The sequence below is a fragment of the Microbacterium natoriense genome (assembly GCF_030816295.1).
Taxonomy (GTDB): Bacteria; Actinomycetota; Actinomycetes; order Actinomycetales; family Microbacteriaceae; genus Microbacterium; species Microbacterium natoriense_A.
This window is the reverse complement of the sequence record NZ_JAUSXV010000001.1, coordinates 3,157,719-3,170,120: the sequence shown is the minus strand read 5'-3', so window position 1 is coordinate 3,170,120 and position 12,402 is coordinate 3,157,719. Positions and strand designations below refer to the sequence as shown.

Annotated in this window: 16 protein-coding genes; 15 read left to right on the top strand and 1 reads right to left on the bottom strand. The window is 67.0% G+C overall.

From position 1 onward, the window contains the following. Window positions 1-10: 10 nt before the first annotated feature. The 9 genes from murC (at window position 11) to QFZ53_RS14930 (ending at window position 7,460) form a co-directional block, all read left to right on the top strand. Window positions 11-1,411: a UDP-N-acetylmuramate--L-alanine ligase gene (murC, locus tag QFZ53_RS14970; RefSeq protein ID WP_292908198.1), complete on the top strand. Its 1,401-nt coding sequence runs from the start codon at window positions 11-13 to the stop codon at window positions 1,409-1,411. 3 nt (window positions 1,412-1,414) lie between these two features. Then, entirely contained in the window at window positions 1,415-2,314 is a 900-nt protein-coding gene (locus QFZ53_RS14965) for an FtsQ-type POTRA domain-containing protein (RefSeq protein WP_307297792.1), read from the top strand. 182 nt (window positions 2,315-2,496) lie between these two features. Next, window positions 2,497-3,636, top strand: coding sequence for a cell division protein FtsZ (gene ftsZ / locus QFZ53_RS14960; protein ID WP_292908201.1), 1,140 nt, complete (start codon window positions 2,497-2,499; stop codon window positions 3,634-3,636). Then, complete coding sequence (locus tag QFZ53_RS14955) at window positions 3,633-4,319, top strand: YggS family pyridoxal phosphate-dependent enzyme (RefSeq protein ID WP_307297788.1); 687 nt, start codon at window positions 3,633-3,635, stop codon at window positions 4,317-4,319. The genes ftsZ and QFZ53_RS14955 overlap by 4 nt, the downstream gene beginning before the upstream one ends. A 43-nt stretch (window positions 4,320-4,362) precedes the next feature. Beyond that, window positions 4,363-4,830: a cell division protein SepF gene (locus QFZ53_RS14950; RefSeq protein ID WP_307297785.1), complete on the top strand. Its 468-nt coding sequence runs from the start codon at window positions 4,363-4,365 to the stop codon at window positions 4,828-4,830. Window positions 4,831-4,834: 4 nt separating this feature from the next. After that, window positions 4,835-5,131: a YggT family protein gene (locus QFZ53_RS14945; protein WP_292908207.1), complete on the top strand. Its 297-nt coding sequence runs from the start codon at window positions 4,835-4,837 to the stop codon at window positions 5,129-5,131. 155 nt (window positions 5,132-5,286) lie between these two features. Next, entirely contained in the window at window positions 5,287-5,886 is a 600-nt protein-coding gene (locus tag QFZ53_RS14940; RefSeq protein ID WP_292908209.1) for a DivIVA domain-containing protein, read from the top strand. Window positions 5,887-5,895: 9 nt separating this feature from the next. Continuing rightward, the gene (lspA, locus tag QFZ53_RS14935) at window positions 5,896-6,531 is read left to right on the top strand and encodes a signal peptidase II (protein ID WP_307297781.1); all 636 of its coding nucleotides are present in this window, start codon (window positions 5,896-5,898) and stop codon (window positions 6,529-6,531) included. 2 nt (window positions 6,532-6,533) lie between these two features. Beyond that, a complete protein-coding gene (locus QFZ53_RS14930; RefSeq protein WP_307297779.1) occupies window positions 6,534-7,460 on the top strand; it encodes an RluA family pseudouridine synthase in 927 nt (308 codons plus the stop codon). Between the two features lie 15 nt (window positions 7,461-7,475). Here the strand turns inward: QFZ53_RS14930 and QFZ53_RS14925 are convergent, their stop codons facing one another. Then, window positions 7,476-8,075, bottom strand: coding sequence for a TetR/AcrR family transcriptional regulator (locus QFZ53_RS14925; protein ID WP_292908215.1), 600 nt, complete (start codon window positions 8,073-8,075; stop codon window positions 7,476-7,478). A 101-nt stretch (window positions 8,076-8,176) separates the two neighbouring features. Here QFZ53_RS14925 and QFZ53_RS14920 point away from each other — a divergent pair, with 101 nt between their 5' ends. The 6 genes from QFZ53_RS14920 to QFZ53_RS14895 are packed head-to-tail and all read left to right on the top strand — an operon-like array spanning window position 8,177 to window position 12,332. Beyond that, on the top strand, window positions 8,177-8,794 hold the full coding sequence (locus tag QFZ53_RS14920; protein ID WP_307297777.1) for a DUF6230 family protein: 618 nt from the start codon (window positions 8,177-8,179) through the stop codon (window positions 8,792-8,794). Further along, a complete protein-coding gene (locus tag QFZ53_RS14915; protein WP_307297775.1) occupies window positions 8,785-9,234 on the top strand; it encodes a DUF6114 domain-containing protein in 450 nt (149 codons plus the stop codon). Before QFZ53_RS14920 ends, QFZ53_RS14915 begins: the two co-directional genes overlap by 10 nt. Continuing rightward, the gene (locus QFZ53_RS14910) at window positions 9,231-9,956 is read left to right on the top strand and encodes a hypothetical protein (protein ID WP_307297773.1); all 726 of its coding nucleotides are present in this window, start codon (window positions 9,231-9,233) and stop codon (window positions 9,954-9,956) included. Before QFZ53_RS14915 ends, QFZ53_RS14910 begins: the two co-directional genes overlap by 4 nt. A gap of 35 nt (window positions 9,957-9,991) precedes the next feature. Further along, entirely contained in the window at window positions 9,992-10,564 is a 573-nt protein-coding gene (locus QFZ53_RS14905; protein WP_292908223.1) for a GNAT family N-acetyltransferase, read from the top strand. Window positions 10,565-10,621: 57 nt separating this feature from the next. Then, on the top strand, window positions 10,622-11,212 hold the full coding sequence (locus QFZ53_RS14900) for an RNA polymerase sigma factor (RefSeq protein ID WP_307297769.1): 591 nt from the start codon (window positions 10,622-10,624) through the stop codon (window positions 11,210-11,212). Then, window positions 11,205-12,332: a hypothetical protein gene (locus QFZ53_RS14895; protein ID WP_307297765.1), complete on the top strand. Its 1,128-nt coding sequence runs from the start codon at window positions 11,205-11,207 to the stop codon at window positions 12,330-12,332. Before QFZ53_RS14900 ends, QFZ53_RS14895 begins: the two co-directional genes overlap by 8 nt. Window positions 12,333-12,402 lie beyond the last annotated feature (70 nt).

The following is a 12,402-nucleotide window of genomic DNA, read 5'->3' as shown; positions in this document are numbered from 1 at the left end:
TGGAGAAGCCATGATCAGACCCGACCTCTCCCTTCCGATTCCCGAGAACATCACCTCCGCGCACTTCATCGGCATCGGCGGCTCGGGGATGAGCGGCCTCGCCCGGATGTTCCTCGACGCCGGCATCCGCGTGTCGGGTTCCGACCGCGCCGACAGCGCGAATCTGCAGGCACTGGCCGCAGCGGGGGCCACGGTCCACGTGGGCCACGACGCCTCTCATCTCGGTGACGCCGACACCGTCGTGCACACCGGTGCGATCTGGCCCGAGAACCCGGAGTTCGTGCTCGCCAAGGAGCGCGGCCTGCACGTCATCCATCGTTCACAGGCGCTGCACTGGCTGATCGGATCCCGACGACTGGTGTCCGTCGCGGGCGCGCACGGCAAGACGACATCGACCGGCATGATCGTGACGGCTCTGCAGGCTCTCGGCGTCGACCCGAACTTCGTCAACGGCGGCGTCATCGAACAGCTGGGCACGTCGAGCGCCACCGGCACCGGCGAGCTGTTCGTGATCGAGGCCGACGAATCGGACGGCACGTTCCTGCTGTACGACACCGCAGTGGCGCTCATCACGAACGTCGACCCCGACCACCTCGACCACTACGGCTCGGACGAGGCGTTCCACGACGCGTTCGTGCGCTTCGCGGACGCCGCGACGGAAGCCGTCGTCATCTCGAGCGATGACCCCGGTGCGCTGCGGGTCGGCGCCGGGCTGTCGCACCCCAATGTGATCACGTTCGGCCTCGCCGAGAACGCGAATGTACGGGTCACCGAGGTGCGCGCTGAGGCCGGCGTGTCCGCCACGATCACTCACGCGGGGGAGAGCGTCCGGTTGCAGCTCGCCGTGCCGGGCCTGCACAATGCGATCAACGCCGCGGGCGCCATCACCGTGCTGCGCGCTCTGGGCTTCGGCCTGGAGGAGTCCGCGCGAGCGATCGAGGGATTCGCCGGCACGGTCCGCCGTCTCGAGAAGCACGGTGAAGAACGTGGCGTCACGGTCTACGACGACTACTCGCACCATCCGACCGAGGTGCGCGCCGCACTCGAGGCCATGCGCTCGATCGCCGGCACCGGGCGCATCATCGCCATCCAGCAGCCGCACACCTACTCGCGCACTCAGCACATGTTCCGGGAGTTCGCGGACGTGCTCGAGACCTATGCCGACCACACGGTGATGCTCGACGTCTACGGCGCGCGCGAAGATCCGGTTCCCGGTGTCACAGGAGAACTGGTCAGCGGCGCCTTCGACGATCAGGCCCACGTGCACTACGTGGCCGACTGGCAGCAGGCCGCCGACTACACGGCGAGCGTCGCGCGCGAGGGCGACTTCGTGATCACCCTCGGCTGCGGCAACGTGTACCAGATCATCCCGCAGGTGCTCGAGTCGCTGCGCGGATCCGCCGAGGGCTGATCCGTGCGTCGGCCCGCTCCGCTCCCGGTCGATCGGGAGAGCGCTCGTGAGAAGGAGAAGCCGGCGCGGTCGATCTCCCGAATCCGCGAGATCGAGGAGCCCGTGGATGCGCCGGACACCGTCGACGAGGCCGTCGAATCGGAACAGCCGACCAGCGCCCGCGACGTCTGGCGCGCTGCCCGCGCCAGACGCCGGGCGCTGCGTTCCGAGATCCGTCGATTCACACAGCGGTCCCGTCGGCGTCGCGTCCTCTGGCTGAGCGTCGTCGGCGCGCTGATCCTGCTCATCGGCGGCAGCGTGGCGGCCGCATACAGCCCCCTGTTCGCGGTGCAGAAGATCACGGTCGTCGGCGCGACGACGCTCGACCCGGCGACGGTCGAGTCGGCCCTCGATGCGCAGCTCGGCACGCCGTTGGCGCTCGTCGACACGAGTAAGGTCAAGGCGGCGCTGCTCGCCTTTCCGCTGATCGAGACGTACGCGCTCGAAGCGAAGCCCCCGCACGACCTCACGGTGCGGATCGTCGAGCGCACTCCCGTCGGCGTCATCCGCTCGGACGCCGGCTACACGCTGGTGGATGCCGCGGGGGTCGTGCTGTCCACCACGAGCGATCAGCCCGCCGGGCAGCCGCTGCTCGAGATCACGGGCGGAACCGATTCGCGCGCGTTCGAGAGCGCCGGCCTGGTCGTGCGCTCGCTTCCCGCTGATGTCCGTGCGGCCCTCACCGGCGTGCGCGCGAGCACCGCAGACGACGTGACGCTCACCCTGAGCTCGGGCCTCACGGTCGTGTGGGGGAGCGAGGACGAGTCCGCGCTGAAGGGCGTCACGCTCGCGAGAGCCATCGCGCTGAACCCCGAGGCGTCGACCATCGACGTGACCTCGCCCGAGGTCGCGGTCATCGGCTGACCGGTTTCGTCGGCAAAGGCGCGACACGCCCGCGTCGCTGCGGGCGCGCGCAACCGTGGCGCTTACCTTCGAACAAGAGAAACCGATACTGGGAAACACTTTACACCTCTAGTTGAGGTTTAAGGTTCACATTCCGATATCGGCCAGAAAACGTAGAAGGCTCGACTATTCGGAGGCCGGCCATGAGCCAGAACCAGAACTACCTCGCCGTGATCAAGGTCGTCGGCGTCGGCGGTGGCGGCGTCAACGCCGTGAACCGCATGATCGACCTCGGCCTCCGCGGAGTCGAGTTCATCGCCGTCAACACGGATGCGCAGGCGCTGCTGATGAGCGACGCCGACGTCAAGCTCGACGTCGGTCGTGAACTCACCCGCGGTCTCGGCGCCGGTGCAGACCCGGAGGTCGGGCGCCGCGCGGCCGAAGACCACGCGGAGGAGATCGAGCAGGCGCTGACCGGCGCCGACATGGTCTTCGTCACCGCAGGAGAGGGCGGCGGCACCGGAACCGGTGGCGCCCCCGTGGTCGCACGGATCGCGAAGTCGATCGGTGCGTTGACCATCGGCGTCGTGACCAAGCCATTCTCCTTCGAAGGGCGCCGTCGCCAGAGCCAGGCCGAAGCCGGTGTCGCGAAGTTGAAGGAAGAGGTCGACACCCTCATCGTGGTGCCGAACGACCGTCTGCTCGAGATCAGCGACCGGGGCATCTCGATGATCGAGGCCTTCGCCACCGCCGACCAGGTGCTTCTCGCCGGTGTGCAGGGCATCACCGACCTCATCACCACCCCGGGGCTCATCAACCTCGACTTCGCCGACGTCAAGTCGGTCATGCAGGGGGCCGGATCCGCTCTCATGGGCATCGGCTCCGCACGCGGCGCCGACCGCGCGATCAAGGCCGCCGAGCTCGCAGTCGAATCGCCGCTGCTCGAGGCGTCGATCGAGGGCGCGCACGGTGTGCTGCTCTCGATTCAGGGCGGGTCGAACCTCGGGATCTTCGAGATCCACGACGCGGCCGACCTCGTCAAGGAAGCTGCGCACCCCGAGGCGAACATCATCTTCGGAACGGTCATCGACGACACTCTCGGCGACGAGGTGCGCGTCACGGTGATCGCGGCGGGCTTCGACGGTGGCGGGCCCTCTCTGCGCCTCGACCCGATGGTCGTCTCGCGCCCCGAGCCCGCGGTCCTTCCCGAGGTCGCCCTCGCCGAGAGCGCGACCGAGAAGGCGGATGCCGTCGAGGTCGACACCACGCCGCGCTACTCGACGACCAGCATCGAGCCGGCCATCGTCGACGACGACATCGACATCCCTGAATTCCTGAAGTGACCTCGGAGCTGGGAGCGCGGCTGTCGGCGATCGATGAGAAGATCGCCGACGCCGCGCGCCTCGCCGGACGCGATGCGGGCGAGATCACCCGCATCGTCGTCACGAAGTTCCATCCCGCCTCTCTCGTGCGCGACCTGCATGCTCTCGGCGTGCGCGAGGTGGGGGAGAACCGGCAGCAGGAGCTCAGCGCGAAGACCGCTGAGCTCGGCGACCTCGACGACCTGCGCTGGCACTTCATCGGACAGGCGCAGACGAACAAGGCTGCGGCCATCCGTCGCAGTGCCGACGCCGTGCACTCGATCGATCGAGACCGTCTCGCCGATGCGCTACATCGAGGGGCGGAAGACGACCGCATCCTCGATGTCCTGGTGCAGATCAACCTCACCGACGACCCCGGCCGCGGCGGCGTCGCGCCTGATGCGGCGGCTGCACTGGCAGAGCACGTGCTCTCCCTTCCGTCCCTGCGTCTGCGCGGAGTGATGGCGGTGGCCCCCCTCGACGAGGAACCCGCGTCGGCATTCGACCGTCTGCGCACCGTCGCCGACGGCGTCCGCTCCCTCGACCCCGCGGCCGACTGGATCTCGGCGGGGATGACCGGTGACTTCACCGAAGCCATCCTCGCGGGCGCGACACACCTGCGGATCGGTTCCGCAATCACGGGACCCCGGCCGGACCGGGGTTAACCTGTGACAAGACCCGCCCGAATCGTTCGAACCGGAGGACACAATGGGTAACCCGCTGAAGAAGACCATGGTGTATCTCGGCCTCGCCGACGAGGAAGAGGTCTACGAAGAAGAGACGCAGGCCCCGGCCCGCTCGCACCGCGAGCGTGAGCGTGAGGAGCCGGCCCCGGCACCGATCACGCCGCTGCGCCGCCCGGTCGCCGTGCGTCAGCCCGCAGGAGGGGCAGTGAACGAGATTCTCACCGTGCACCCGAAGCAGTACCGCGATGCTCAGCTCATCGCCGAGAGCTTCCGCGAGGGTGTACCGGTCATCATCAACCTCTCGCAGATGAGCGACGCGGACGCGCGCCGTCTGATCGACTTCGCCAGCGGTCTCTCCCTCGGCCTCTACGGCCGTATCGAGCGCGTCACCTCGAAGGTGTTCCTGCTCTCGCCGGAGAACATCGCGGTGTCCGGTCACGGGGGAATCGCGCACGCAGACGCAGACTCTGCGGGCTTCGATCAGCAGTAACCCCGTGGGGCTCGTCTCACTGATCGCGAGCATCGTCCATCTGGCGCTGCTGCTGTATCTTCTGGTCCTCTTCGCGCGACTCATCCTCGACTACATCCCGATGTTCAATCGTGGATGGCGTCCGAAGGGTGCGGGACTCGTGGCCGCCGAGGTCGTCTACACCATGACCGACCCGCCGATCCGGTTCTTCCGGCGGATCATCCCGCCCTTGCGGCTCGGGACGATATCGCTCGACTTCGGCTTCTCGCTGACCGTCCTGGTCGTGCTGATCCTGATGAACATCGTGCGCATCTTCATCTGACATATCGCCGAGGAGTCCTTCCTGCCTGGGTGTCGCGACATCGCGGCTGACGGATGCGGGGGCTATGCTTGGCTGGCAGGTGCGCGCCCCGGGTTCGCGCCACATAACGAAACGCCGTTCATCGAACTGGCACCGAACTCATCGAAGGAGCCACCATGGCACTTACCCCGGATGACGTCGTCACCAAGCAGTTCCAGCACGTCCGCTTCAAGGACGGGTTCGACCCGGACGAGGTCGACGACTTCCTCGACGAGATCGTCATCGAGTGGCGCAAGGCCCTCGAAGAGAACGCTGAGCTGAAGGCGAAGCTCGCGGCATACGAGTCCGGCGAGGCTGCGGCCGCTCCGGCCGTCGCGCAGGCGCCGACTCCCGCTCCCGTCGTCGAGGCAGCCCCCGCCCCCGCTGCGGAGGCCGCTCCTTCCGGCTCCGCCACGGCGACCGCCGGCATCATCGAACTCGCACAGCGACTTCACGATGAGCACGTCGCCGAGGGCGAGGCGAAGCGCAACCAGCTCATCGCCGACGCCGAGAACGAGGTCAACCGCATCCGCTCCGAGGCCGAGGCCAAGCAGCGTGAGGAGACCGCACGCCACGAGCGCGAGCGCAACACCCTCGAGGCGCGGATCACAGAGCTGCGCAACTTCGAGCGCGACTACCGCACGCAGCTGCGCAGCTACATCGAGGGACAGCTCCGCGACCTCGACGAGAAGTCCGCGTCGACGGACTCCACGCCGGTCTCCGCGATCGGTCTGTAAGGCGCCCTCTTGTCAGGACGCCGTCCCCTTCGTCGGTCGGCGGCCGGCACGATCGTTGCGATTCTCGCAGCGATCGTGCTGGCCGCCGATCAGTTTGTGAAGTACCTCACCGTTGCGAACCTGCCGGTCGAAGAGCCGGTTCCCGTGCTCGGGGAATTCCTCCAGCTGTACTTCATCCGCAATTCCGGAGCGGCGTTCTCGCTGGGCTCCGAGGTCACGTGGATCTTCACGATCGCACTGACCGTCGTCGCCGTCGTGATCATCTGGAAGGCCAGCGGACTGCAGTCCCGCCTGTGGGCGGTAGTGCTCGGCTGTCTGCTCGGAGGTGTGCTCGGCAATCTCACCGACCGTCTGTTCCGCGAGCCCGGCTTCGGAGTCGGGCACGTCGTGGACATGATCTCGATGCCGTGGATGCTCCCGGCCATCTTCAACGTCGCCGACATCTTCATCGTGACAGGCATGATCTCCGTCGCACTGCTCGTGGTGTTCGGTCTGCGATTCGACGGCACCCGCGAACGGGATCACGCCGTCGTCGAGACCGATGAGGAGGCCGAGGCTGCTGCGGCTTCCGCTGAGGCTGTCGACGCGGATGAAGACGGCCCGTCTCCCGAGGTCGATGCCGACGCTGCCGCCGAAGGGCGCTGAGGGTGGAGTCGCGGTCGCTTCCCGTCCCCGACGGCCTTGACGGCGTACGCGTCGACGCCGCGCTCTCGAAGATGCTGGGTTTCTCGCGCACCTTCGCCGCCGACGTCGCTGCGGCGGGAGGCGTGAGTCTCGATGGAACGACCCTCGGCAAGTCCGACAAGCTCCGAGCGGGTGGCTGGCTGGATGTCGAGTGGCAGCCGAAGGAGGAGCCGCGGATCGTGCCGATCGCGGTGCCCGAGCTCGGCATCGTGTACGACGACGACGACATCGTCGTGGTCGACAAGCCCACGGGCGTCGCGGCGCACCCTTCGCTCGGATGGGAGGGGCCGACCGTCGTGGGCGCTCTCGCGGCCGCGGGCTTCCGTGTCGCGACGAGCGGCGCCCCCGAGCGTCAGGGCGTCGTGCATCGGCTGGATGTCGGCACGAGCGGTCTCATGGTCGTGGCCAAGACCGAGACGGCGTACACGGCGCTCAAGCGCGCGTTCAAGGAACGCACGGTCGAGAAGATCTATCACGCCGTCGTCCAGGGTCATCCCGATCCGCTGGTCGGAACGATCGACGCGCCGATCGGGCGGCATCCGAACCACTCGTGGAAGTTCGCTGTCACCCCCGACGGCAAGCCGTCCGTGACCCACTATGAGACCCTCGAAGCCTTCCGCGGCGCCTCGTTGCTCGAGATCCATCTCGAGACGGGGCGGACGCACCAGATCCGGGTGCATATGGCCGCGTTGCGGCATCCCTGTGTCGGCGACCCGTTGTACGGTGCCGACCCGACTCTCTCGGCCAAGCTCGGCCTGACCCGGCAGTGGCTGCACGCGCATCAGCTCGCCTTCACTCATCCCGCAACGGGGCAGTGGGTGCAGTTCGAGTCGGCGTATCCGGCCGACTTCGTGCACGCCCTCGAGGTGCTGCGCGCAGGCGAGTACTAGAAGCGCGCCCGAGTACTAGAAGCGCGCTCGAGCTGCGGCCTCGACCACGCCGTCGAGAGTCTGCTCCAGGAACTCCACCACGGCCTCGTCGTCGGCTCGCCGATCCACGATCAGCTCGAGCAGAGTGTCTTCGGTGAACGCGACCCAGGCGCGCAAGGCCACGCGGAGAGCAGGCGTATCCGCATTCCCGAGTTCCGTGAACGCCTCGAGAAGCCGCTGAGCGTTCAGCTCGCGGGATTCGTCGACGATCGCCCGCACCTCGGGCGCGCCACTGGCGACTCCGCGGATCAGGGATGAGAACGTGCCGCCGTGCTCGCGGACGAAGCCGGCGATGCGCAGCAGGGTGTCGTGCACGCGCTCGCGAGGAGCGAGCTCGGCACGCGGCTCGGTCGCAAGCAGCAGGCTGTCGCGAGCCGTCGTCACGATCGCGCGCTCGACGCCCTGTCTGCTCTCGAAGTAATGGAAGATCAACGCTCTCGACACGCCGGCACGCCTCGCCAGCTCGTCGATCGTGAGCTCATCGAGCGGATGCTCGGCGAGGAACGCCACACCGATCGCGATGAGCTGGGCGCGCCGCTGCTCGGGACTGAGGCGGGAACGCGGCTCGGACGTCATGCGAGAAGCCTAACCAGATCGGGTGTTGACTCTGAGTCAATTGCGTTTAGGATCGAGGAGGATCGCGCGCACGGAGTCGTGCGCGCGAAAGAGGAGGATCGATGAAGTTCCCGAAAGTCTCGAAGACCCTGTCCAGGGCCACCGCGTCGCACGCGGGGCGCATCACGCTCGTCGCGGTACCGGTGGGCATCATCGCCGCCTCGCTGCTCGGAGGCGTTGCTCAGGGTGCGGTGCCCGTGTCGTTCGCGGTCTCCGGAAGTCAGTTCCAGATCGGCGCCAGCCAGCTCGAGGGCACCGGATTCTCGCAGTACGCGGGCGTGGCGACCGATACGGAGGGTGTCGAGCACACGGTCGCGATCGCGAACATCAAGAGCGCCACTCTCAGCGACCTGTGCCAGTCCGTCATCACCGAGACTCCGCTCGGCACGGTCGGCGTGCTGATCAAGGCGGGCGGCGACGGCAAGCCGGCGACGGCCACCGACCTGCAGATCGGCATGACGGGGTTGAAGGGCGATGCTTCATTCGGCCAGATCCGCATCGGCGTCGACGCGTCGACGGTCAACACCGACGCCAAGGGCAGCGCCGGCGACTTCGCGCAGGATTCCGACACGATCTCGATCGCGAACCTCCAGCAGACGGCATGGAGCACTCAAGCATCCGTGTTCACACTCACGGGGATGACTCTCGAGCTCACGGACGGCTCGCAGGGATGCTTCTGAACGGAGCGGATGCTGTGATGGAGGAAGACGTGGCCTCATCCGCGTCCACGACCGGAGGGTTCCGGGCATGGCGTCGGCAGCGGCCGTTCATCGGCGGGCTGCTGATCGCGATCGGCGGAGTGGAGATGTTCTTCTCCGGGCAGCTCGACATCGGACACCTGCACGTGCAGATGGGCATCGAGGGTATGCAGGCGACGATCATCCCGATCGTGCTGCTGCTTCTCGGCGTTCTCGTGATCTCCATGCCCGCGCACCACATCTTCTACGGCGTGATCGCCCTCGCGGTATCGATCTACTCGCTGATCGGCGTCAACCTCGGTGGCTTCCTCATCGGGATGCTGTTGTCGACCGTGGGCGGTATCCTCGTGGTCGCCTGGATGGGGCCGAAGGCCACGGCATCCGATGTCGGAGGAGACGCAGAACAGGCGACGTCGACGTGATCCGCCGACGCATGGGCGTCGCGGCTGCTCTTGTCGCGGTGATGGTGGCGACGCCGCTCACATTGGGGGCGGCATCCGCGCCGGGCATGCGTGACGCCGGAATCTGCATCCCGCTGATCTATTGCCCGCAGCCGACGCCTACTCCCACGCCGACGACGCCTGGCACGCCGACGACGCCCACGACGCCGGTGCTCCCGATCGACCCGACCGCTCCGGTCGATCCGTCGACGCCGGTCGTCCCTTCCGATCCTCAGGCGCCGCAGGCGCCCGTAGAGCCTGTCGAGGCGCCGGTCGACGCCGGAGCGCCGGTGTTCACCGGAACGCCGGCGTCGATGGGGTCTGAGTCGTTGTCGTTCACGGGACTCAGCGGCATCTCGATCGTGAGCGTGCCCACGGTCGACGGCGGCAGCATCCGTGCGCTCAAGATCAGTGCCGAATCCATCACGATCAAGGGATTCTCTCTCACCGTCCGCCCGCCGGACGGACCGGGGCTCGTCACGACTGCCGACACGATGTCGCTGCAGGGCGATGTGTCGGTCTACATCGGATCGATCAGCGCCTCGTCGATGGGTGGAGCGCCGTTGACGATCGGGACCGACACGCCGCCGCCTCTGACGGACGTCGAGCCGGGACTGTTGAACGTGAGCATGGGACTTGTGGGCAGCATCGCCGATCTCATCACCTATTCGAATACGGATCAGAGGATCGTCGAGGCGGAGTAGTCCGCCATGTCGGTGGTGAGGGCCACACTGGATGCATGAGCATCGAGGTGCGCCCCGCCACCGATTTCGACGATGTCGCGACGCTGGTCGGGCCGAAGAACCCCGCGTCCAACGTGTGCTTCTGCTTGAGCTATCGGATCGGCAGCAAGGAGAACGTCGCTCTGCGGGGGAAGGCCAGGGCCGATCGCGTGAGAGAGCTGTGCGATCAGGATCCGCCGCCAGGCGTGATCGCCTATCTCGACGGCGAACCAGTAGGGTGGGCGGCGCTTCACCCGCGGCGAGACACGAGCTTCGCCCGCAACCGCCTCATCCCGCATGTCGATGATCTCGATGTGTGGTCGCTCTGGTGCTTCCGGGTACGACCCGGACACCGCAAGCAGGGCGTATCGCATTCTCTGATCGAGGGGGCGATCGCTTTTGCGCGTGAGCGTGGGGCGCCTGCGCTCGAGGGCTATCCGGTCGACAACGCAGGGGAGAAGGTGAACTTGACGATGGCGTACGCCGGCACCCGCTCGCTTTTCGAGTCGGCCGGCTTCTCCAAGGCCGCCGATACCGGTTCGGTGCTCGATGGTTTCCCGCGGGTGCTGATGCGGCTCGATCTGAGGTGAATCTCACGCGAATCGAGAAACCGTGAACTCATCGGAGACGCTCAGACAATAGACAGTGTGAGCACAGACAGCGAGATCATCAGACGATCTCTAGACCAGCCGGCCGCGTTCGCCGAGCTCTTCGACCGGCATGCGCGCGCGGTGAACGCATTCGCCGCGTATCGGGTCGGCCGGAGTGCTGCCGAGGACGTGCTGAGCGAGACGTTCCTGGTCGCATTCCGCCGGCGGGTGGACTTCGATTCAGGCGTGGAGTCGGCCCTGCCCTGGCTGCTCGGCATCGCGTCTCGGCTGATCCGCAGGCATCGAGCCGTCGAGGCCAAGCACTGGCAGTCGTTCGCCGCGTCGATCACTCAACAGGACCATTCCTCCCTGGGCGGGCTGGACGAGGCCATGAGCCGCGTGGATGCGGAGCGCGAGGTCGCGACGATGAAGATCCGTATCGCCGCATTGGCGCCGCGGGACCGGGAGACGCTGCTGCTCTATGCCTGGCACGGACTGAGCTATGAGGAGATCTCCGAGGCGCTCGGTGTGCCCGTCGGCACAGTGAGATCGCGGTTGAACCGCGTTCGGAAGAGGCTGGACTCCGGTCGGAGGATCCGGGCATTCGAGAAGCAGGAGCAGAAGGGAGAGACCGTTGGACGTGTTTGAGAAGGTTCAGGAGATCAGGCCTGAGATCGAGGGCGACGACGAGAATCTCAGCGCCGCGCGGATGCTGCTGCTGAATGAGATGCAGGCAGAACTGAGACCCGCGCGATCTCGCACTGCGAGGCGGCCGTGGCTGCTGGCCGGAGCGGTGGTCGGCACGGCGGCGGCGGTGACGGCTGTCGTGCTCGTCGCCGGCGCATTGAGAACGCCGGAGCCGGAACCGAAAGTCGAGGCCGTCCCGACCAGATCGCCGGACGCGACGCTGACGCCCACACCTGTGCCGTCGCCGGTTGCAGCGTCGGCACCCGAGGTGCTGCAGGGAGCAGCGATCGCGGCGGCGGAGTTTCAGCCGTCGGTGCTCGCGCCAGGACAGTATCTGCGTCGATCATGGACGCACGAGACCCTGGGCGTCTACGACTCCTCTTTCGACACGTGGGGTCAACCCGGATACGGAGGGTCGCGAGAGACGGCTACCAGCGCGTGGGTGATCCGCAGCAGCGGTGCCGAGTACTCGCCCGCCGATCTCAGCGACTCCTGGTATCGGGAGTGGGGGCCGGCGGAGGTCGTGGCCGTCTTCGGAGACCAGCCGGAGGCCGAAAGACAGTTGGAGTCCGTACTGTCGATGGAGGGCAGCGGCGGGCATCCCCTCCATGCCGGAGGTGCGCCGTCGCTTCCGGAAAGCGGCGCGGAGGACATCCTCTGGTACTTCAACACCATGCCGAGGGATCCCTCGGCGATGATCGACTGGATCAAGGCCCGGCAGGGCGATGACTATGCAGGCTGGAACGATGGCAAGGTCGGCTGGCTGCTGATCGGGCTGCTGTCGTACAACGTCGGCGACCCCGGCCTGCGCGCCTCGATGTACCAGGCTCTCAGTCTCCTTCCCGGCTCAACAGTCGGGCCGGAGCAGCACGGCCTGCGCACCGTGACATTCGACTCGCACCTCGCCGGAGCGGACTCCGCCGAGACTTCTCTGACGCGCTTCACCATCACGATCGACATCGCGACGGGGCTCGTCACGGAGATCTCGACGACGAGCGAAGTGGGCGAAGGGATGATCCCTGCCGACGTGCCCGATTCGCGGAGTACATACACGATGAGCGTCGTGGATGGACTGCCCTGAGCCCACTCGAACCGTTCTCCATCCCCGGGGATCTGAAGCGTGATCAGCGAAGCGAGATCGTTCGGCGGTG